Consider the following 22,578-nt stretch of genomic DNA (forward strand, 5'->3'; position numbering starts at 1 on the left):
TTCGTAATTATATTTTATTCCAATATCTTGTTTTTAACCTCTTTGCTGTAATTTCGGCCTATCGGAATGTTATAAGATTGTATTTGAACACGGTTTCCTTCTATAGATTTTACCTTATTTAGGGCAATTACATAAGATTTATGTATTCTAAGGAAGCGGTCTGCAGGTAATTCTTCAGATAATGATGTAAGAGATTTATGGGTAATATAGGTTTTGTCTGGTGTGACAACTTTGATGTATTCTTTCATTCCTTCAACGAATAGAATTTCTTCAATATTAATTTTCATCATTTTTTTATCGACTTTGATAAAAATATGAGAATCGCCTTTTGCGGTTTCGACTTTAATATTGTTTTTGAGATTGTACTCGGTAGTAATTTTATTGATGCATTTGATAAATCTCGGCAACGGAATTGGTTTTACCAAATAATCTAAAACATCCAAATCATAACTTTCAGCTGCAAATTCTCTAAAAGCAGTAGTGATGATAACTTTCGTTTTGTTTTCTATTAAACTAATAAGTTCAAAACCAGTCATCATAGGCATGTTAATATCTAGAAAGACAGCATCGACAGCATTGCTGTTAATGAAATCGAGTGCTTCTAAAGAGTTAGTGAATGTGGCTATAACTTCAAAGTCTGTAAAATTGGTGAAATAATTTTCCAGGACTTTAATAGCTAGTGGCTCATCATCAATTAACACGCATTTAATTTTCATTCTGAGTAGGTATTTGTAATCTAATTATGTAGAAATTTAGTTTGGTTTGATGTTTTAGGCTGAAATTGCTTTTGTAAATCAGCTTTAGTCTCTTTTTTGTATTTACCAATCCAATTCCTTTTTTTGGATTATGATTTTGTGAAATTACAAAATTATTTAAGATTTCAAAATCAAGTATTTTGTTGTCTATAACTTTGCAATTGATTTTTATTTTTAAATTTTTGTTGTTTAATCCTCCATGTTTAAAAGCATTTTCTACTAGCGAAATAAAGATTAAAGGCGGTACAACAACATCTTCTATATTGGATTCTAGATTTATGGTTACTTCAACATTTTCAAAACGAAGCTTTTCGATTTCAATATAATTTTGGATATAATCAATTTCCTTAATCAACGGAACAAATTTGGTTCCTTTTACATCATACAAAACATATTCCATTAAATTAGAAAGTTTTATAATTACATCTGGAACTTTCTTTGATGATTCTAATGACAAGGCATATAGATTATTCAATGTATTAAAGAAAAAATGCGGCTGAATCTGATTCTCAAGATATTTCAGTTTGATCTTAAATTGATTTTCTCGTAAAGATCTGTTTCTTTCGCGTTCTTTTAACCAAGTTAAAGTTAGATAAACAGAAGATGCCATCGCTAGAACATACAATTCTCCAATGCAAACTGCAACAATGTGATTAATCTCAAAAGGATGATATTCTCTATTGGCTTCAGGCCAAATATTTTCGGATATGATATAATAGGTTAATGCAGTTTTAGCTAAATAAATTCCAAATAAACTCAAAAGCAATAAAAAAGTATACATTATGTATTTTTGTTTTAATACATATTTTGGAACTAAAACAAATAAATTCAAATACACTAAAGGAATAACCAATGAAAATTCAATTAGGTTTGATTTGAAGGCATATGGATAATCATTAAAGTATGCACCCCATCTTAAAAAGTTTAAAGTAAAATATATGCCCCAAAACCAAACATGATTTTGAAGTTTAATGTCAAATTTAACTTTTCTGATTTCTTTCAACTGAATGTAAGTTATTTAGTGATTTTTTGTTTTTCTTAACAATATTGAAATATTGTGCAACTTTAAACAATTAACTGCAAAAAGCCAATTTTTTTGAATAAAATTTTAATTTAAAACTAAATTGGTATCTATTTTTTCTAATAGAACGTTTTCGTAAAACGCATTATTGAATAATTTATGTCGTTCGTTTAAATTTTGTTGTCGTTGGTTTAATTTATTTTTTTTAACAATGCCTTAAGAATAATTTTACTTCATAACTAACAAAATAAAAATAAACATGAAAAAAATTTTCTTAATCTTTATGATTGTTTTTACTGCGCAAGTTTCGCTTGCACAGGTAAAAAATGTCAAAGGTGTGATTACAGATTCTGACGGTATGCCATTACCAGGAGCTTCTGTTGCTGTACAAGGAGGTCAAAAGGGAACAACTACCGATTTTGACGGATTGTATTCGATTGAAGTTCAAAAAGGTCAAAGTTTAGTTTTCACTTACGTAGGACTAGAAACTCAGACGATAGTTGTAGGAGACGCTGCTACAATTAATGTGAAGATGGTTCAAGGAGCTTCAAATGCATTAAATGAGGTTGTTGTAACTTCTTTAGGTATCAAAAAGACAAGAAAGTCATTAACTTATGCGGCTCAGGAGCTTAAAGGAGATGAGTTAGTACGTGTAAAAGATGCCAACGTTATCAATACTATTGCAGGTAAAATCGCGGGTGTTGCTGTAACTAAAAGTGCTGGGGGTACTGGAGGTTCTACAAAAGTTGTAATTCGTGGAAATTCATCTGTATCTAATAGCCAGCCTCTTTATGTAATTGATGGTATTCCGATGTTGAATTCAGGTTCTGGTCAGCCAAACGATACATTTGGTAGTTTAGCAGGAGGTAACCGTGATGGAGGAGACGTAATCTCTTTAGTAAATCCAGATGATTACGAAGGTATGACAGTTCTTAAAGGTGCTGCAGCTTCTGTATTATATGGTTCTCAAGGAGCAAACGGTGTAATTTTATTATCATCTAAAAAAGCAAAAACAGGAAAAGCAAATGTTACGCTTTCTTCTGTAACAACATTTGAAACGGCAGCTTATCTTCCTAAATTTCAAACAGATTATCTTGCTGCTGATGGCGCTGATGAATCTTGGGGAGCAAAAGGAAAGTCTGTTGATCATGTAAAAGACTTTTTTACTACAGGAACAACACAAATTACATCTTTAGGATATTCAATTGGTTCTGAAAATTCTTCTACAGCATTTTCTTATGCAAATACTTCTGCAAGTGGTATTATTCCAGGTAATAATTTGAAGAAAAATAACTTTGGTATTCGTCAGACTGCTAAGTTCTTTGATGATAAACTTCTATTTGCTGCAAATGCAAATTATACAAGTCAAACTATTGCAAATAAGCCAGTTAATGGATTCTACTTTAACCCGCTTACAGGTGTTTATTTGATGCCAAGAGGAAATGATTTTAATTATTATAAAGATAATTATGAAGAATTTGATCCTTCAAGAAATTTAATGGCTCAAAATTGGATGACTAATAGAGATATTATGCAAAATCCATTCTGGGCAATTAACAGAAACAAATCTGAGGATAAAAATGATTTCTTCAATGGAGCTTTGTCTTTAACTTATAAAGCAACTAATTGGTTATCTATTGCTTCAAGATACAGCTATAATAGAGTTACAAGTTTATTCGATAAGAGAATATTTGCTACTACACAAGGAACTTTATCTCATGCTAATGGTCGATATATTAGCGAAAATTCTTTGAGCACACAACGTTATGCTGATTTGATCGCTACAATCAATACAAAAATTGGATCTGATTTTAACTTTAACGCAAACGTTGGTACAAGTGTGACTAACACTTTGACAAATCAAAAAACGATATTAGATTCTGGTATTGGAGGAGGATTGAAATATGCTAACTGGTTTACATTGCATAATTTCAATAATAATGACGGTAACTACCAAACAATTGATTCAAGAAGAGAAGTACAATCAGTATTTGCAGCTACTACATTTGGTTACAAAGACATGTTATTCTTAGATCTTACAGGAAGAAATGACTGGTCATCTACTTTAGTAAATACAGGTACATCAAGCTATTTTTATCCATCTGTTGGTTTAACTGCAATCATCAGCGAGATGGCAACTTTACCTGAATGGATTAATTATGGTAAAGTTCGTGGAACTTATGCACAAGTTGGTAATGATATCTATCCTTTCATTTCTACTCCAACAAACTACTATCCGAACGGAAGTGGATCAAAATATAATCCTTTAGTTGCACCAAAACCAGGAACTACATTAAAACCTGAGCTTAAATCAGAGTTCGAGTTTGGTACTGAGTGGAGAATGTTTAATAATAGATTAGGTTTTGAATTGTCTTACTATAATTCAGAAACTAAAAACCAATATTTACAAGTTGTTGCTCCAGTTGGAAATAGTGCAGGTGCTGATTTCTATGGTATTAACGCGGGAAGTATAGAAAATAAAGGTTTTGAGGTTGTATTAAATGCAGGAATCATTAGAGGAGATAAATTCACTTGGGATTCAGCTATTAACTTCTCACAAAACAAAAATAAAGTAAAAGAAATTCCAGAAGAATTAGGAGGAAAAGTAAACTTAACAGATCCTGGAGTTAACGGTTACAAATATACTTTGACAGAAGGAAGACCTTACGGTGTTATTGAAGGTTACAAAATGTTGAAAGATGCTCAAGGAAGAATTTTATTGAATAGTGATGGAAAAATTCAAAAAACAGAATTTGTTGAATTAGGAAATTCAAATCCTGATTTTATGTTAGGTTTTTCTAACTCTTTCAAACTAGGATCTTTCTTCGCAAATGTTTTAATCGATGGACGTTTTGGAGGAGATGTAATGAGTTTAACACAAGCACAAAATGATGCATTTGGTGTTTCTAAAGCTACAGGTGATGCAAGAAATGCAGGTGGTGTTAAAATAAATGCAGTGATGCCTGATGGTACAGCAGTAACAACTATGGATGCGCAGTCTTACTATACGACAGTTGGAGGTAGAGCTGGTGTTACAGGAGAATATATCTATGACGCAACAAATGTAAGTGTTAGAGAGATCTCTATTGGTTACAATTTTAATCCTAAAACATTACCATTTATCCAAACAGCGAGTATTTCATTTATAGCTAGAAACTTATTCTTTATTTATAAAGATGCTCCTTTCGATCCAAATATTGCATTAAGTACAGGTCAAGGTTTACAAGGGGTTGATATTTATGGTTTACCATCTACCAGAAGTATTGGTCTTAATTTAAATGTAACTTTCTAATTCTAAACACATGAAACTAAATAATATAACAAAAGCAACTATTTGTACCTTGTTACTCGCAGCTGCGGGGTGTACAGATAATTTTGAAGATATCAATACTAATCCAAATGGGATTACACTTCCTGATTTTGAGCAAGATTTTAATCATATCAAAGGAGGATTTGCTCCAATGTTTAACAATATCCAAGTTCTTACTCCAGAATGGGTTTATCAATTGCAACAAGGCTTAAACTCAGATATTTGGTCAGGTTATATGGCAACTCCAACTGGTTTTGAGAGTGGTGTAAATAATACGACTTATGCATTGTTGGATAACTGGAACGGGTTTATCTGGGATTATGGTTATAAAAATGTAATGTTTAATGCATACGATATAGCGAATAAATCTAAAGGAAAATACGATCAGTTTTATGCTTTGTCATTGATTTTGAAAGTAGAAGGAATGCATAGAATGACAGATACTTTTGGACCAATTATCTATTCTAAATTCGGAACGGATGATGCAACTATTGCGTATGATTCTCAAGAAGAAGTTTATACTCAAATGTTTGCTGAATTAGATACAGCTGTAGCAGAATTAACAAAAAGAATTGATGCTGGTGAAGCTTCGACATTCGAGTCTACTGATATGACAGGCTACAAAGGAAAGTACGAATCATGGGTAAGATTTGCTAATACTTTACGATTAAGATTAGCAATGCGTATTGTGAAAATTAAACCAGCTTTGGCAAAAACAGAAGCTGAAAAAGCTGTTGCTCAAAAATTTGGAGTAATGAAAGTTAATGATGATTCATTTAAAGTCGTTTCTCCAGTTTACACAAACCCAATTGCAACACTTAGTGGTTCATGGTTAGACATTCGTATGTCGGCAGATATGGAGTCTATTTTAAAAGGTTACCAAGACCCTAGAATTGCTTCTTATTTTGATACGTCTACTCAATTTCCTGGAGAATACAAAGGTGTTCGTACAGGTATTAATATTGTTGGAAAATCAGATCACCAAGATTTCTCAGGAATTGGAGCTGTTGTAAGATCAAAAGAAATCTACCTTATGAACGCTGCAGAAGCTTATTTCTTAAGAGCAGAAGGAGCTTTAAGAGGATGGGATATGGGCGGTTCTGCTCAAGATTTATATGAAGCAGGTATCAAAGTTTCATTTGAGCAAAGAGGAGTTTCAGGTGCAGCAAATTATATTGCTGATAATGCTAAAACTGCAGTCGCTTATGTAGATCCTAATTTTCCAGAAAACAATTCGCCAGCAGTAAATAATGTTACTGTTGCATGGGATGCTGCGGCTACAAATGAGGTTAAACTTCAAAAAATTATCACTCAAAAATGGATTGCTGGTTTCCCAGAAGGACAAGAAGCTTGGTCTGATTATAGAAGAACAGGGTATCCTAAATTATTCCCAGTTGTTAAAAATTATAGCGGAGGAACAATTACAACTGAATTCGGTGTAAGAAGGGTCAACTTTGTACAGTCTGAAAAAGCTGGAAACTCTGGTGGAGTTGCTACGGGTGTTGCAAAACTTGGAGGTCCAGACAATGGAGGAACAAGAGTTTGGTGGGATGTTAATACTCCTAACTTCTAAGAAAAAAATGGAATATTAAGTTTGGTTAGTAGTATGGTATAGATGGTGAAAGCTATCTATACCATTCTTAAACCAAAATGGTAATTACTACAAAAAAGAAAAGAAATGAAAAGTGCTTTAGAAATAAAACCTGATATTAGTTACAAAAGCGCGGGAAAATTTGAAGAAACTCGATTTGAAAAAATTCATATCGAAATCTTTAAAAATTCTATTGAAGCTTCTGTAATTGTAGCACAGGAAATTGCGCAGCTAATTAGATCTAAACAGGAGAAAAATAAATCTTGTGTTTTAGGTTTGGCAACAGGTTCTTCTCCAATCAAAGTTTACGAAGAACTAGTGAGAATGCACAGAGAAGAAGGACTTAGTTTTAGCAATGTTATCACTTTTAATCTGGATGAATATTATCCGATGACAAAGGAGAACAATCAGAGCTATCATTATTTCATGCATGAGCATCTTTTTAATCATATTGATATCAAACCTGAAAATATTAATATTCCTGACGGTACAATAGCAATTGAGGAAATCAATCAATATTGTATCGATTATGAAATGAATATTAAAAATGCGGGTGGTCTTGATTTTCAATTGCTTGGAATTGGAAGAACAGGGCACGTAGGATTTAACGAGCCTGGTTCGCATATCAATTCAGGAACAAGAATTATTACCTTAGATCATATCACAAAAGTCGATGCATCATCAGCTTTTAATGGTATTGATAATGTACCGAAACGTGCGATCACAATGGGAGTTTCAACTATCATGAGATCAAAACGTATTGTTTTAATGGCTTGGGGGCAAAACAAAGCAGACATTATCAAAAGAACTATTCAAGGTGATATCAGCTCTGAAGTTCCAGCAACATTTTTACAAAATCATCCAAATGCAACTTTTGTTTTAGATCAGTCTGCAGCATCAGAATTAACACGTTTCAAAACGCCTTGGTTAGTTGGAGAATGCCTTTGGACACCTGAATTAAAAAGCAAAGCGATCGTTTGGTTGTGTCAAAAAACAAAACAATCTATTCTTAAATTGACTGACCGTGATTATAACAATAACGGAATGTCTGATCTTTTGGCTCAAGAAGGTTCTGCTTACGATATGAACATTAATATGTTTAATATTTTACAGCACACGATTACCGGATGGCCAGGAGGAAAACCAAACACAGATGATTCATTTCGTCCAGAAAGGGCAAATCCGGCAAAAAAGAGAGTGATTCTTTTTAGTCCGCACCCAGACGATGATGTGATTTCTATGGGAGGAACATTTTCTAAATTAATCAAACAAGGACACGATGTTCATGTAGTGTACCAGACTTCAGGAAATATTGCGGTTTCAGATGATGAAGCATTAAAATTTGCAGAAGTAGCAAGTGATTTTATTGGAGATGAAAAATCAGATATTAATTTCAAATCGGTAATCGAATTTTTAAATAACAAATCTGAAAATCAGATCGATTCTTTAGAAGTACGAAAATTAAAAGGACTTATCAGAAGAAGAGAATCTTACGGAGCGACAAGATATATCGGACTGAAAGATGAAAACACACACTTTTTAGATCTTCCTTTTTATGAAACTGGACAAGTTAAAAAGAATCCGTTAGGACCAGAAGATATTGCTATTGTAAAAGATATCATTGCAAAAATTAAACCGCATCAAGTTTTCGCTGCAGGAGATCTGGCAGATCCGCACGGAACACATGAGGTTTGTTTAAATGCTATTTTTGCCGCTTTAAAAGAACTTAAACCAGAACCATACATGGATGATTGCTGGTTATGGCTTTATAGAGGAGCTTGGCACGAGTGGGATATTCATGAAATTAATATGGCAGTTCCGCTAAGCCCATCAGAGGTTTTGTTGAAACGTCATGCGATTTTGCATCACCAATCTCAAAAGGACAGGGTAATGTTTCAAGGTAATGATTCTCGTGAATTCTGGGTTAGGGCAGAAGATCGAAATAAAAATACAGCCATTTTATATGATGAGTTAGGTTTGGCTGAATATGAAGCGATTGAAGCATTTAAACGTTTTGATTATTAAAATTTTGTGATTCGTTTGTAAATGAATCAAATGGCAAAATTCAGATGATTACTTGTAAAAGTGAGGTATTGCAGAATTCATTCTGAGTTTTGTCTTTTTTATATAAATTGGGGTAATTAAATTATCCAACCAAAAAAAAAGAAAAATGAAATATTTATTTGTACTATTATTTGCAGGTTTAACTGCAGGTGCTCAAGTCCAGAAAGAGCAGCTGAATCTTATGCCTTGGCCTCAAAATGTTGTTATTAACGAAGGTAATTTTAATTTAACTAAAAATTTTAAAGTAAACATTACAGGAAATCCAAATGACAGAATATTTGGAGGAGTAACGCGTTTTTTACGCCGATTAGATGGTAGAACAGGTATTTTCTTTGAACAAGGTTTTATAACCAAATTAAATGAAGTTCCGAATGCGGAATTACAAATCAATTGCACGAAAAGCGGAAAAATTGGTTTATACGAAGATGAAAGCTATCATTTGGATATCACTTCAAACAAAATCACTTTAAACGCTTCAAGCGATTTAGGAGCTTTACATGGTTTGGAGACTTTATTGCAAATGCTTCAAAACAATTCAAAATCGTTTTATTTTCCAGTTTCAAAAATTTCAGATTTCCCAAGATTTACTTGGAGAGGTCTAATGATTGATGCTTCAAGACATTTTCAGCCCATTGACGTAATTAAACGAAATATCGATGCATTGGCCGCAATGAAAATGAATGTTTTTCACTGGCATTTGGTTGATGATCAAGGCTGGAGAATCGAAATGAAAAAACATCCAAAGTTTACTCAATTAGCTTCAGATGGAATGTATTACACACAAGAGGAAATTAAAAATATCGTAAAATATGCTGATGAGCGCGGTATTTTGATTGTTCCAGAAATAGATGTTCCAGGTCACGGATCTGCAATTTTAACGGCTTATCCAGAAATTGGCAGTAAAGTAATTACGTTGACAGGAGGAACATCCGAAAAAAATATTCAAGGTACAGCAATCGCTACCTATGGAATTGAAAGAAATGCTGGTATTTTTTCGCCAACATTAGATCCTTCAAATCCTAAAACATACCAATTATTAAGTGAAGTTTTTGATGAGGTTTGCCCATTATTTCCAGGTACTTATTTCCATATTGGAGGAGATGAAAATGAAGGGAAAGATTGGGATGCAAATCCGAAAATTCAAGAATTCAAAAAGAAACATAATTTAAAAAACAACCACGAATTACAAACGTATTTCACGATGCAATTGGCTCCAATGTTAAAGAAACACGGAAAGCAATTAATGGGGTGGGAAGAAATCTTGACGAAAGATTTGTCTAAAGAAGCGATCGTACATTCTTGGAGAGGTCCAAATGAAGGAATGCCAGCAGGACAATCTCTAGTAGATGCAGTTAAAAAAGGATACAAAACGGTTCTTTCAAATGGTTATTATATCGATTTGATGTACCCAATTGCAAGTCATTATTTAAACGATCCGATGCCAAAAGGAGCGAATTTGACAAGTGATGAAAGAGCAAGAATTTTGGGTGGAGAAGCTACAATGTGGACAGAATTGGCTACACCAACAACCATTGATTCTAGAGTTTGGCCAAGAACAGCTGCAATTGCAGAAAGACTTTGGTCTGCTGAAGATGTAGTAGATGTAGAAAATATGCGTAAGCGTTTAGAAAATATTTCTTTCAGATTAGAGGAATTAGGCATTACACACATTCGTAACAAAGATGTGATTTTAAGAAATATTGCCAACAATCAAAATATTCAAGCGCTTGAAGAATTTTCTAAAGTAAGCGAGCCTTTAAAAGGATATACTCGTAACAAAGGAGGAACAGAGTACCAAATGTATTCTCCATTTACTTTGTTTGCAGATGCATGCGGACCAGATGCAAAAGATGCGCTTGCTTTTGATGCAGCAGTTAATCAATATTTAGCCAATAAATCGACAGATAATAAAGCAAAAGTGACAGCCTTTTTTAATAAATGGATTGCAGTTCATAAAGATTTGACAACGCTAAGCGAAAATGCGCCATTAGTGCAGCCAATTTTGCCTTTGTCTAAAAAATTAAGTGATGCATCACAAGAATTATTGCTTGTTTTGGATAACAAATCGACTTTAAAATCAGCAGATTTAAAAAGTTTAATAGAGCAATGCAATACAAAAGACCATGCTGACGTAGAATTGTCAGTTTATGAAAGCTTAAAGAAACTGATATAAATTTTGGTTGAGTTAGTGTTATTAGAGTTACATTAATCAGGCTTTTAATTATCTCTGCCGGAGTTCCTCGGTAGAGATAGTTATAGCCAAGATTTCTTAAGTAATCAGCACATAATTCATTCGAATAATAAAATATAAGCCGTGAGAATAATTATTAACCTTTTAAAAACCAAATAAGAAGAATACAATAAAACATGACAAAATAACGAGAGTATAGATTGATGATTAGTCCCAAATTTATCATTTGTATTTAAGATTAATTTTTTTAAAAATTATAAATAAATATCAATCACTACTATTTACTAATGATTATGAATGAATCAGAAATAGTAATATTTATCTATAGAATGTAATTTGAGTTTATTTCCAATCGACGGCGGGGTTCCAATCTGCAGTTGAGCGAAACCCAGAAGAATTTAAGCTTCTGTGGCCCAATTATTTATTTTCTATTAACTAATATTTATTAACTATGAAACATTATTACAGATTACTCTTTTTGTTACTGTTTCCCTTACTAGCGTTGGCTCAACCAGCTCACGGAAAAAAAGTAGTGGGGTATTATGCGCAATGGTCTATTTATGCCCGGGATTTCAACGTTCCGAAAATTGACGGAAGTAAAATAACGCATTTAAATTATTCTTTTTATGGCACTACTTATGATCCTGCCCATCCAGAGAATACAAAGTTAAAATGTTTAGACACTTATGCTGATTTTGAGCATATGGAAGGCGGAATTCCTTGGGATGCTCCTGTGAAAGGGAACTTTTATGATTTAATGAAATTAAAAGAAAAGTATCCTCATTTAAAAATTTTAATTTCTGTTGGAGGCTGGACAAAAGGACAAGATCTTTCTCCAATTGCTGCAAGTCCTGTAGCAAGAGCAGCTTTAGCAGCAGATATGGCAAACTTCATTACGACTTATCCTTTTATTGACGGTTTTGATATCGATTGGGAATATCCTCTTTCGGGCGGAACTGACGGTACAGAAATAGTAAATGGTGCGCCTGTTCCTCCACAAAAATACAGTCCTGATGACAACAAAAATTTGGTTTACTTATTAAAAGCTATGCGTCAGGCAATGCCAAATAAACTGGTTACGATTGCTGCAGGAAATAATGTTAGAAATGTTTCTAAACAGTATTTAGGACCAAACAACAGATCTCAATATGGTATGAGCGAAGATATTTCGACATATTGTGATTATATTACTTATTTCGGATATGATTTCGGAGGAAACTGGTACGATAAAACTTGTTACAATGCTCCTTTATATGCGAGCGGAAATCCAAACGATCCGTTGTATGGCGCAACGCAATCGGAATCATTAGACGAATTAACCAATCAATATTTAAACGTAATTGGTTTCCCAGCAAATAAATTGATCATGGGATTGCCTTTCTACGGAAAAAAATTCGATAACGTTGCTGCAAATTCTACAAACGGATTATTTGTTTCAGCACCAAGATATAATGTTCCAGGATGTACAAATCCGCAAAATCCAACAGGAACTTGGGATGGTTCTGGAGCTTGTGAAAAATCAGGAAGTATTGAAATCTGTGATTTAGTAGGAAATCCAGTTACTAATTCACACGCTTATTTAGACCCAAATACAATGATGGTAACGCCATCTGCGGCTTCGGCAGGATGGGTTCGTTATTTTGACAATACAACAAAAGTTCCTTATTTATATAATGCTACTAGAAAAGAGTTTATCTCTTATGAAGATAAGCAATCTATGGATTTAAAAGTACAATACATTAAATCTAAAAACTTAGCGGGAGGTATGATTTGGGAATTATCTCAAGATACAAGAGGTTCAATTCCAAATTCATTATTGAATCAAGTTGATACTTCTTTTGGAAGCGTAGTTCCAGGAACAGTAAGCATTGCGGGTTCTGTAAAAAATGGATCTGCTTTAGTGACAGATGTTACTGTTGAATTGCGTAATGCCTCTAATGCAGTTATTCAAACAGTAGTTTCTCAAACAGGAAACTTTACATTCAATAGTTTAACTTCTGGACAAAACTATTCAGTAACAGCTTTAAAAGCAAGTTATACATTTGTTCCAGTTTCGTTGACAAACGTTACAACAAATCAAACGGGAGTTATAATCAATGGAACGCAGCCAACTTATACTGTAAGCGGAACTGTTTTAGACGGATCAACACCAGTTTCTGGCGTAACAGTTTCAGCAGTTTCAGGAAGTACAACTTTAACAGCAGTTTCAAATGCAAGCGGAACTTACAGCATTGCAGGTTTAACAGCTGGTCTTAATTTTACGGTTACAGCAGCGAAATCTGGATTTTCATATACACCAGCTTCAACAGTTTATAATGCAATTGATGCTAATAAAACGTTGAACTTTACTCAAGGTGCAGCGGTTGTAAACTATACTGTAAGCGGAACGGTTTCAAACAATACAACTCCAGTTTCTGGCGTAACAGTTACAGCTTCTTTTACAGGAGGAAGTTATGCAGCGGTTACTAATGCGAGTGGAGCTTATTCGCTTACTTTGCCTTCTGGCGGAAATTACACGATAACAGCAGCTTTGACAGGACAAACATTTACTCCAGCTTCAACAGTTTATTCTAATTTGAATGCTAATAAAACGTTGAACTTCACACAAGATGTTGTCGTAAGTTCAAGCAAAATTAGCGGAACTGTGAAAAATGGATCAACTCCTGTCGCAGGTGCAAAAGTAGAATTGGTTTTACCTTGGACGGATAACACGCACAACTGGAAAAGCGTTATCGCGACAACAGATGCGCAAGGAAAATACAGTTTTGATAATTCTGTTACAGACGGTTATACAACAGTTGCAAGTTTAAAATTAAATACTTGGTCAAACGGAGAGGTAAATTATTATCCAAATAATTTGGCAAACTTCCCAGTTCCGTCAACTCCGACAGTTTACAATTTTAATACAACTGCAACTGCAAAAGTAGCATTAGCAGCAGCGACAAACTTGATCAGCGGAACAGTTAAAAATGGTTCAGCTCCTGTGGCAAACGCTAAAGTAGAAATTGTTTTACCTTGGACAGATAACACACACAATTGGAAAAGTGTTTTAGCAACAACAGATGCATCAGGAAATTATACTTTCGATAATTCAGTTGTAGCAGGTTACACGCAAATTTTAAGTTTGAAATTGAACTCATGGCAAAATGGGGAAGTAGCTTATTTTCCAAACAATTTGGCAAATTTTGCGGTTCCAACAACGCCAACAGTTTACAATTTCAACACAAATCAATCTACACCGCCTCAGATAACGATTACAAGTCCATCAACGGCAAGTGTAGCTATTGCTCCAGGAACTGCAATTCAGCTTAAAGCGACAGCAAGTGTAGATGCTAGTTTGACAATTACGTCGGTTGTATTCAATATCAACTCACAAAATATTACTGCAACACTTTCTGGATCAGAATATGTAGCAAGCTGGACGCCAGTTGCGGCAGATTTCAACAAAAATTATACGTTGAAAGCAACAGTAACGGCTTCAAGCGGTGCAACAGCAGTAAGTACAAAAGATTTTGCTCTGCAATGTTCAGGAACTACATGTCCGAATGCATTGCCTGTAATTACTTGGAATTCACCATCGAATACTACGGTATATCAAAACACTTTTCAAGTGGTGCCAATTTCAGTTACAGCTGTTGATAGTGACGGAACAGTTTCAGGAGTTACAATTACAATCAACGGAGGGACATTTAATATGACAGCTGGTACAAATAATACTTATACGTATAATTTTACTCCATCTGCTTATCAAGATTATCCAATTGTAATTAAAGCAACTGATAATAAATCAGGTGTGACTACATTAAATAATACCATTAAAATTGCTACTGTAGGAACTAATAGATTTATTCCACTTCCATCTAAAATCATTTTAGGATATGCGCATTCTTGGGAAAATGCTGGTGCTCCGTTTTTATATTTTTCTCAAATGGTCGGAAGCAAGTTTAACGTAGTGGATTATTCTTTTGTAGAAACAGTAAATCGTGATGGTTACACGCCAATATTGACTACAAATGACACTAGATATTTGACTAATGGTGTTTTCGATAAACAATTATTGAAAAACGATATCAAAGCTTTAAGAGATAGTGGTGTTCCTGTTATTGTTTCTATCGGAGGTCAAAATGGGCATGTTGTTTTAGACAATGTAACGCAGAAAAATATTTTTGTTAATGGTCTAAAAGCAATTATTGACGAATATCAATTTGATGGAGTTGATATTGATTTTGAAGGTGGATCGATGAATTTTAGCGCAGGAAATTTAAGAGATATTTCTTACGCGGGTATTTCTGCTTATCCAAGATTAAAAAACGTAGTAGATGCTTTCAAAGAATTGAAAGCTTATTATGGCCCTGGATTCTTATTAACTGCAGCTCCAGAAACACAATATGTACAAGGAGGATATACAACTTATACAGATACTTTTGGTTCATTCTTGCCAATTATTCAAAACTTACGTAATGAGCTAGACTTGTTAGCGGTACAATTGTATAATACAGGTGGAGAAAACGGATTAGATGGCCAATATTATGGTACAGCGAAGAAATCAAACATGGTAACAGCCTTAACTGATATGGTGATTAAAGGATATAACATCGCTTCAACAGGAATGCATTTTGATGGTTTGCCAGCTTCAAAAGTTCTTATTGCATTGCCAGCTTGTCCAAGTGCAGCAGGTAGCGGTTATCTAACGCCTACAGAGGGAATTAATGCTATGGATTATTTAAGAAACGGAACCAATTTTACAGGAAGAACATACACAATGCAGCCTGGCGGACCATATCCTTCTTTAAGAGGTTTGATGACTTGGTCTGTAAACTGGGATGCCTCTTCTTGTGGAAATTCATCTGAATTATCTAAAGCTTATGCGGCCTATTTTGCATCACAAGCAACGGCAAAAGTATTAGCAGTTGATACTATTTCTGCATCGAATAATACAACGGTGGCTTATTTTAAAGACAATGCTTTGGCTGTCTCAAATGACAATGAAGATATTGCTCAAGTTGACGTATTTAACACAATTGGACAAACTATTGTAAGTCATAGAAATATTCAAAACAACAAAGAGGTTTTGCTTCACAGCCACAGTTTTGCAAGTAAACAAGTGTTTGTTGTGATCGTAACTGATAAATCTGGAAACAGAAAATCATATAAAGTAATGAACTTTTTAAACTAAAAAAGAATTGAAAATCTAGAAATAAAAAAACGGGACGATTAAAATTGAGTTTGGTTATTTATGTTTTAATCTATTTTATTTCTAACAAATGTGGCTTTAGGTAATTTGTTATTTGGTTTTTGCCTAAAGACGCACATTATGAACCTGGTAGTTTTACTGCCAGGTTTTTTTATTTTTTGATAGCAAAAGAAGAGTTAGAAAATGTCTTTTTTTAATAGAAAAAAAGCTTGTTTTGATTAACAAATAAAACCAATGAAATTATTTTTGTGCAAATTTTAAAAGAGTAAGAATGAGAATTATTTCGATTATCAAATATGTTTTTACAGCTATTGGCATGGTTTTATTATTTACCGCCATATATCTTTATTTTAGTAAACTAACTTTTTTAAAAAGCGCAGAGACTGCACAAGGGACCGTCGTTGAATTAATTAGTAAAAGGTCAAATAATTCAATAATGTATACCCCAGTCATCTCTTTTATTACAAAAGAAGATCATAAAATTGAGTTTCCTTCGTCAGTAAGTGGTAATCCGCCAAGTTATAGTGTAGGAGAAACAGTGGAAGTTATATACAATTCCGAAGAACCAAATAAGGCAGATATTAATGATTTTGAATCTTTATGGTTGGCGCCATTAATTATTGGGATTTTGGGAACTGCATTCTTTTTGGTTGGGTTTTTAATTATTCTTAACGGAATTAAAAAGCAAAGGAAAAAAGAATATCTTATGTCTAATGGGAAACGCATTTCAACAAAATTTACAGAAGTACAGTTAAATTATAGTTTAGTAGTAAACGGAAGAAATCCTTATTTTATTTGTAGTGAATGGATAGACTCAAAAACGAATAAAACCTATTTTTTTGAAAGTGATGATATTTGGTTTGATCCAATTGAATATATAAAAACAGATGAAATTAACGTTTTGATTGATCCAAATAATCCGACCAAATATTATATGGATATTTCGTTTTTGCCTGTTTAGATATTGCTAATAAATATATTTCATACTATTTTTACTGCAAACCTAATCAATGTAATTTATGAAAGTCTTATCTGTTATTAAGTATCTTTTTTCTGCAATAGGAGTGGCTTTGCTTGCTGGCGCATTTTACCTTTATCAAAGCAAACAGGAATTTTTAGACAAGGCAGATCGTGTTCAAGGAACTGTTGTCGAGTTAATTGCTAAAAGATCTGATAAATCAACCACTTATGCTCCTGTCGTTGTTTTTAAAACAAAAAAGGGGCAAGAGATTAAATATTTTTCATCAGTTAGCAGCAATCCTCCAAGTTACAGTGAAGGAGAAAATGTTGAAATGCTATATGATCCGCAAAATCCGCATGATGCAAGTATTAATGGATTCTTTTCTTTATGGTTAGGGCCGTTAATTTTAAGCATATTGGGAGCTATTTTCTTTATAATCGGTTCTGTAATAATTGTAATTGCATGGTTGCAAAATAAGAAAACAGAGAATTTGCGAGAAACAGGTAAACCCATTTCAACAAAATTCACGCAAGTTCAGTTAAATACTGGTTATGCTGTAAACGGAAGAAATCCGTTTCAAATTTGTAGCCAATGGCAGGACCCGCATACAAAAGATTTATATGTTTTTAAAAGCGATAATATTTGGTTTGACCCAACTGATTTTTTAAATATTGAAGAAATAAGAGTTTTGATTGATCCGCAAGACCCTAAAAAATATATTATGGATACATCTTTTTTACCAGTTCTAAAAAACTAAAAAAGAAATAACTCTAAAGAGAAACCTGGTAGTTTTACTGCCAGGTTTTTTTGTTTTTAAACAATTTCTAAGCATCCAAATAAGGATCTAAAACTTCTGCGAGTTTATTAAGCCAATAAAAACTATCATCAATATTCTTTACACCAAATTTGATGGTTTCGCAATCTCTCATAATACATAGTGAAAGTGCATTATTTACTTCTCGTATTATTTTTGCCATTTCTTTACAATCAATTTCATCTATAAAAAGATTGTTTAGTCTAGTTTGAGTTTCATGTGAAAGGTTTTGTGTAGTCATAATCTTATGTTTTTTGCAAATATATAAGGTTTGATACATATTTGTGTCAATTTTTTTTAAAAATAATTAAGACTTTTGACTTATGAATATTTCAGAAGAAATTTTTATTGTAAATCTTGGACTTCACATAAAAGGACTACGTGAAAAAAAAGGTTTGTCTCAACAGCAGTTAGCTAATGAATGCGATATTCCCAGAAATCAAATTAGTAGAATTGAAAGAGCAAAAATAAATACAAGTATAAAAACACTCATAAGAATTGCAAATGCTTTTAAAATTGAACTTGCTGAATTACTCAGTTTTCAATCAAAATAAAGAAAAAAACTTTGCGAACCTTGCGTAAACCTTTGCGTCTTTGCGGTTAAAAAACTTTCACTACTTTTGAAATCAAATACAATTGTTTCAGAATCCATGCAGAAATTCATTCCTCTAATTACACTTCTCTTTATTTTTACAATAAGTACAGCTCAAAATAAATTCGGAAATCCAGAAGTTGATCCCTTACAAATTCAGAAAACTTATGAGCAATGGTCGGTTTATAATAAAGGAATAATGCTTTCCAGAGATTTCACTGCACTTGATTCTCAATCAAAAGAAATCTCAAAAGAAGCTTTTTTAGATCAACTGGCAAACGGAAATTTCATTCCAGTTCGATTAAAATCAGAAGCGAATATTTACGTTTATAAACTATTCAAAATTCAGCCCAAAACAGATACAAGTATAAAAGCAACAATCAATCAAATTGGTTTTGATGCTTACAAAAACTACAAGATGGAAGGAACTGCTTTTCCACAATTTTCATTCAAAGATTTAAACGGAAATTTGGTTACCAACGAATCCATGAAAGGAAAAATCATCGTCATAAAATGCTGGTACATTCACTGTACGCCTTGCATTAGAGAGTTTCCGCAAGTCAATAAATTAGTTGAAGATTACAAAGATAGAAAAGACATTGTTTTCATGAGTTTGGCCGAAGATTCTCCAGAACAATTAAAAACGTTTTTAGCGAGAAAACCGTTGTCCTATTCAGTAATTCCAGATATGAAAGAATACATGAATAATGCTTTACAGCTGAATTCTTTCCCAACACATTTTATTATTAATAAAGAAGGCATAATTTCAAAAGTGCTTCCTAATTTTGAAAGTTTAGAAGTCGCTTTAGCGAAAGAAAGCAAACTGTAATAGAATCTCGCAGAGTCGCAAAGGCGCAAGGTTTTTATAGCAAAGTAACCCCATTTTTGTCATTTCGACGAAGGAGAAATCTCCGCAAGTAGCTCCGCAACAATAAGCCAATCTTTGTAGAGTTTCTTGCGGAGATTTCTCCTTCGTCGAAATGACAAGATTGTGTGATAGTGCGTGTGGCAAAACAAAACTTTGCGTCTTCGCTCCCGATAGCTATCGGGATTGCGAGAAAATACTTCTTCAAAGAAAAAAAACTTAGCACCTTTACACCTTTGCAACTCTGAACCTTTTTCCGTACTTTTGCACCAAATTAATTAAAAAGACATTCATGTTAACAGTCAATAATTTATCAGTTCAATTTGGCAAACGAATTTTGTTTGACGAAGTAAATACAACTTTCACTCACGGAAACATTTACGGCGTTATTGGAGCCAATGGTGCTGGGAAATCTACATTTCTTAAAATCATTTCAGGTGATATGGATCCAACTTCTGGACATATTCACTTAGAACCGGGAAAACGTATGTCGGTTTTAACTCAAAATCACAACTTGTTCGATGAGCATACGGTTTTGGAAACGGTTTTGATGGGAAATAAAGTTTTGTACGCTGTTAAAAAAGAAATGGATGAACTTTATTTAGACTACAACGACAAAAACGCTGATAGAATTGGAGAATTGCAAGTTCAATTTGAAGAAATGAACGGATGGAACGCCGATTCTGACGCTGCTGCGATGTTGTCTAACTTAGGAATCACAGAAGCAGATCATTACACTTTAATGAGTGATATGGAAGGAAAAATGAAAGTACGTGTGCTTTTGGCGCAGGCACTTTTCGGAAATCCTGATGTATTGATTATGGATGAGCCTACCAACGATTTGGATTTCGAGACAATCGCTTGGTTAGAAAACTTCTTAGCAAACTACGAAAACACTGTAATCGTTGTATCTCACGACCGTCACTTTTTAGATGCGGTTTGTACACATATTTCTGATATTGATTTCGGAAAAATCAATCACTACTCAGGAAACTATACATTCTGGTACGAGTCTAGCCAATTAGCGGCAAAACAACGTGCGCAGCAAAACAAAAAAGCAGAAGAGAAGAAACAAGAGTTGGAAGAATTTATTCGTCGTTTTAGTGCAAACGTGGCGAAATCGAAACAAGCAACTTCTCGTAAAAAAATGATTTCGAAATTGAATATTTCTGAAATCAAACCTTCAAGCCGTCGTTACCCTGCGATTATCTTCGATCAGGATCGTGAAGCTGGAGATCAAATCTTAAACGTAGAAAACTTATCTGCTTCTGTAGATGGGGAAGTTTTATTTAAGGATATTAACTTGAATATGGCAAAAGGCGATAAAATCGTTCTTTTCTCTAAAGATTCTCGTGCAACAACTGCTTTCTACGAAATTTTAAATAACGAACAAAAAGCAGATACAGGAAACTTTGATTGGGGAATTACAACCAACCAAGCTTACTTGCCAGCTGAAAACCACGATTACTTCGAAAATGATTTAAGTTTAGTAGACTGGTTACGTCAGTACGCTAAAACGGAAGAAGAGCGTGATGAGGTTTTCATTAGAGGTTTCTTAGGAAAAATGATTTTCTCTGGAGAAGAAGCTTTAAAAACATCTAGAGTTTTATCAGGAGGAGAAAAAGTGCGTTGTATGCTTTCTAGAATGATGATGGAGCGCGCTAACGTTTTAATGCTTGATGAGCCAACAAATCACTTAGATTTGGAGTCTATTACAGCTTTCAATAACTCATTGAAAAACTTTAAAGGTTCTGTGATTTTCACAACACATGACCACGAGTTTGCTCAAACTGTTGGTAACCGAATTGTAGAATTGACACCAAACGGAGTTATCGACCGTTACATGACATTTGACGAATATCTTGATGATGAAAAGATTCAGGAACAAAGAAAAAAGATGTACAATCTTTAATAAACAAAAATCCCCGTTATGAAGATAACGGGGATTTTTTTATGTCTTATTTTTTACCGAACATTTTAGCAAAGATCCAGATAATAATCGCAATAATAAAAATTACGATAAAAATCCCGAATCCCATTCCGGCTTTAAAAATGTCTCCAACTAATTCACAGCTTGTAAATGAAAACAGTATTACGAATACCATTAACAATCTAAGTATTTTATTTTGCATGATTTTGAGTTTTTAAATTCATTATTAAAATTACTTCAAGAATCAGGAAAATGTGTTATAGAATTTTTTGGAAATGTTTTAGGATTTGGAGTTCGAATGTTTACTATGGATAGCTATTTTAATAAATCCACTTAATTCTCAATTATAATCTTCAAAAATATCATGATATCTCCAAATTATTTCTCCAATTGGAGTAAAATCTTGACGACTACCTCTTTCAAATGCTATTCCTTTATCAATCATTTCAGATAAAGCTTCGCCCCCTATTGATCCACCATTGTAGAAAAAACGTGCTAGCGATAGAAAAGTTTGCCATTTTCCTTCACTTTTAAGTTCTCGAACTTTATTAATAACTGTTGGAGGGAAATTTTCAGGGGCGTAATAAAAAGCTGTATTTTCTCCATCAAATAAATTATTGAAAATTTGGACTTGTCTTACCTTTACATCAAAGTCTTTCTCTAGTTGATCTAGAGAATTATTTAATTGTTTAATCTCATCTGATAGCTTTACTTTTTCGTCTTGTTCTTTGGTTAATTTTTTCTTGGTGTAATCTAGATCTTTTATTGAAGTACTGATAGTTTCACTTTGTTTTAGTAAATCGCTATCTTTTGATTTTATTTGTTCAGTTTGTTCATCAATTGTTTTAGAAAAAAGTCTAACATTTTTTCTTTGTTCTTCATATTGATCAAAATATTGCTCACGTTCTTTAACTACATCATCGTATTCACTTTTTCTCACGACATCTTTATTTACAATTTTACCAGTAATAGACGGCATGAGTCCAAATTCAATATATAAAACTAAACTTCTAGTTGCTATAATTATTAAATAGCCTAACAACATAAAAAATATTGCATGCAACACATCGGATAAAACACACCAAGATGTTAAATCCGTTGCAGTATAATTTTTTATAAAAGCAATTTTGTCATTTAATGTGCAATCATTATCAAAATTAAAAATAGCATACCATAATTGCCAATGATGTATTAATAGAACTATTATTAAAGTTCCGAAGAATGGATTAGTAAGTTTGTCTTTGATGTTGCTAAAAAAGGAATTTAAAACGTCCATGAAATTTTAGTAAG

Annotated in this window: 15 protein-coding genes; 10 read left to right on the forward strand and 5 right to left on the reverse strand. The window is 33.3% G+C overall.

The window, feature by feature from the left end; all coding sequences use genetic code 11:
• Positions 1 to 14: 14 nt before the first annotated feature.
• Together ACE01P_RS11380 and ACE01P_RS11385 are read right to left on the reverse strand one after the other, a co-directional pair.
• On the reverse strand, positions 15 to 716 hold the full coding sequence (locus ACE01P_RS11380) for a LytR/AlgR family response regulator transcription factor (protein ID WP_379697624.1): 702 nt from the start codon (positions 714 to 716) through the stop codon (positions 15 to 17).
• The gene (locus tag ACE01P_RS11385; RefSeq protein WP_379697627.1) at positions 706 to 1,758 is read right to left on the reverse strand and encodes a sensor histidine kinase; all 1,053 of its coding nucleotides are present in this window, start codon (positions 1,756 to 1,758) and stop codon (positions 706 to 708) included. The genes ACE01P_RS11380 and ACE01P_RS11385 overlap by 11 nt, the downstream gene beginning before the upstream one ends.
• A gap of 277 nt (positions 1,759 to 2,035) precedes the next feature.
• Here ACE01P_RS11385 and ACE01P_RS11390 point away from each other — a divergent pair, with 277 nt between their 5' ends.
• The 7 genes from ACE01P_RS11390 to ACE01P_RS11420 all read left to right on the forward strand — a co-directional run bounded on the left by ACE01P_RS11390 (position 2,036) and on the right by ACE01P_RS11420 (position 17,844).
• Positions 2,036 to 5,068: a SusC/RagA family TonB-linked outer membrane protein gene (locus ACE01P_RS11390; RefSeq protein ID WP_379697630.1), complete on the forward strand. Its 3,033-nt coding sequence runs from the start codon at positions 2,036 to 2,038 to the stop codon at positions 5,066 to 5,068.
• Positions 5,069 to 5,078: 10 nt separating this feature from the next.
• Positions 5,079 to 6,659 (forward strand): RagB/SusD family nutrient uptake outer membrane protein, encoded by a 1,581-nt coding sequence (locus ACE01P_RS11395; protein WP_379697632.1) that lies wholly within the window; start codon positions 5,079 to 5,081, stop codon positions 6,657 to 6,659.
• A gap of 105 nt (positions 6,660 to 6,764) precedes the next feature.
• Positions 6,765 to 8,702, forward strand: coding sequence for a glucosamine-6-phosphate deaminase (nagB, locus tag ACE01P_RS11400; protein WP_379697634.1), 1,938 nt, complete (start codon positions 6,765 to 6,767; stop codon positions 8,700 to 8,702).
• 145 nt (positions 8,703 to 8,847) lie between these two features.
• Positions 8,848 to 10,914, forward strand: a complete 2,067-nt coding sequence (locus ACE01P_RS11405; protein WP_379697636.1) for a beta-N-acetylhexosaminidase — start codon at positions 8,848 to 8,850, stop codon at positions 10,912 to 10,914.
• Positions 10,915 to 11,383: 469 nt separating this feature from the next.
• Entirely contained in the window at positions 11,384 to 16,108 is a 4,725-nt protein-coding gene (gene chiA, locus ACE01P_RS11410; RefSeq protein ID WP_379697638.1) for a T9SS-translocated chitinase ChiA, read from the forward strand.
• A gap of 289 nt (positions 16,109 to 16,397) precedes the next feature.
• Entirely contained in the window at positions 16,398 to 17,087 is a 690-nt protein-coding gene (locus ACE01P_RS11415) for a DUF3592 domain-containing protein (protein ID WP_379697641.1), read from the forward strand.
• 58 nt (positions 17,088 to 17,145) lie between these two features.
• Positions 17,146 to 17,844: a DUF3592 domain-containing protein gene (locus ACE01P_RS11420; RefSeq protein WP_379697644.1), complete on the forward strand. Its 699-nt coding sequence runs from the start codon at positions 17,146 to 17,148 to the stop codon at positions 17,842 to 17,844.
• A gap of 67 nt (positions 17,845 to 17,911) precedes the next feature.
• Here the strand turns inward: ACE01P_RS11420 and ACE01P_RS11425 are convergent, their stop codons facing one another.
• On the reverse strand, positions 17,912 to 18,142 hold the full coding sequence (locus tag ACE01P_RS11425; protein ID WP_379697646.1) for a hypothetical protein: 231 nt from the start codon (positions 18,140 to 18,142) through the stop codon (positions 17,912 to 17,914).
• An 82-nt stretch (positions 18,143 to 18,224) separates the two neighbouring features.
• Here ACE01P_RS11425 and ACE01P_RS11430 point away from each other — a divergent pair, with 82 nt between their 5' ends.
• From ACE01P_RS11430 to ACE01P_RS11440, 3 genes are all read left to right on the forward strand, one after another.
• Entirely contained in the window at positions 18,225 to 18,455 is a 231-nt protein-coding gene (locus ACE01P_RS11430; protein WP_379697649.1) for a helix-turn-helix domain-containing protein, read from the forward strand.
• Positions 18,456 to 18,521: 66 nt separating this feature from the next.
• A complete protein-coding gene (locus ACE01P_RS11435) occupies positions 18,522 to 19,322 on the forward strand; it encodes a TlpA family protein disulfide reductase (protein WP_379697652.1) in 801 nt (266 codons plus the stop codon).
• Positions 19,323 to 19,650: 328 nt separating this feature from the next.
• Complete coding sequence (locus ACE01P_RS11440) at positions 19,651 to 21,270, forward strand: ABC-F family ATP-binding cassette domain-containing protein (RefSeq protein WP_379697655.1); 1,620 nt, start codon at positions 19,651 to 19,653, stop codon at positions 21,268 to 21,270.
• 46 nt (positions 21,271 to 21,316) lie between these two features.
• Here the strand turns inward: ACE01P_RS11440 and ACE01P_RS11445 are convergent, their stop codons facing one another.
• Both ACE01P_RS11445 and ACE01P_RS11450 read right to left on the reverse strand, forming a co-directional pair.
• Positions 21,317 to 21,490, reverse strand: coding sequence for a hypothetical protein (locus ACE01P_RS11445; protein ID WP_186296638.1), 174 nt, complete (start codon positions 21,488 to 21,490; stop codon positions 21,317 to 21,319).
• Positions 21,491 to 21,628: 138 nt separating this feature from the next.
• Entirely contained in the window at positions 21,629 to 22,564 is a 936-nt protein-coding gene (locus tag ACE01P_RS11450; protein ID WP_379697658.1) for a hypothetical protein, read from the reverse strand.
• Positions 22,565 to 22,578: the final 14 nt, after the last annotated feature.

Source organism: Flavobacterium sp. HJSW_4 (genome assembly GCF_042436695.1).
GTDB lineage: Bacteria > Bacteroidota > Bacteroidia > Flavobacteriales > Flavobacteriaceae > Flavobacterium.

Excerpts from the sequence above, each read along its gene's own strand:
- chiA (WP_379697638.1), top strand. The coding sequence starts at position 11,384 with ATGAAACATTATTACAGATTACTCTTTTTGTTACTGTTTCCCTTACTA.
- nagB (WP_379697634.1), top strand. The coding sequence starts at position 6,765 with ATGAAAAGTGCTTTAGAAATAAAACCTGATATTAGTTACAAAAGCGCG.
- ACE01P_RS11415 (WP_379697641.1), top strand. The coding sequence starts at position 16,398 with ATGAGAATTATTTCGATTATCAAATATGTTTTTACAGCTATTGGCATG.
- ACE01P_RS11450 (WP_379697658.1), bottom strand. The coding sequence starts at position 22,564 with ATGGACGTTTTAAATTCCTTTTTTAGCAACATCAAAGACAAACTTACT.
- ACE01P_RS11430 (WP_379697649.1), top strand. The coding sequence starts at position 18,225 with ATGAATATTTCAGAAGAAATTTTTATTGTAAATCTTGGACTTCACATA.
- ACE01P_RS11395 (WP_379697632.1), top strand. The coding sequence starts at position 5,079 with ATGAAACTAAATAATATAACAAAAGCAACTATTTGTACCTTGTTACTC.
- ACE01P_RS11440 (WP_379697655.1), top strand. The coding sequence starts at position 19,651 with ATGTTAACAGTCAATAATTTATCAGTTCAATTTGGCAAACGAATTTTG.
- ACE01P_RS11390 (WP_379697630.1), top strand. The coding sequence starts at position 2,036 with ATGAAAAAAATTTTCTTAATCTTTATGATTGTTTTTACTGCGCAAGTT.
- ACE01P_RS11405 (WP_379697636.1), top strand. The coding sequence starts at position 8,848 with ATGAAATATTTATTTGTACTATTATTTGCAGGTTTAACTGCAGGTGCT.
- ACE01P_RS11425 (WP_379697646.1), bottom strand. The coding sequence starts at position 18,142 with ATGACTACACAAAACCTTTCACATGAAACTCAAACTAGACTAAACAAT.
- ACE01P_RS11380 (WP_379697624.1), bottom strand. The coding sequence starts at position 716 with ATGAAAATTAAATGCGTGTTAATTGATGATGAGCCACTAGCTATTAAA.
- ACE01P_RS11445 (WP_186296638.1), bottom strand. The coding sequence starts at position 21,490 with ATGCAAAATAAAATACTTAGATTGTTAATGGTATTCGTAATACTGTTT.
- ACE01P_RS11420 (WP_379697644.1), top strand. The coding sequence starts at position 17,146 with ATGAAAGTCTTATCTGTTATTAAGTATCTTTTTTCTGCAATAGGAGTG.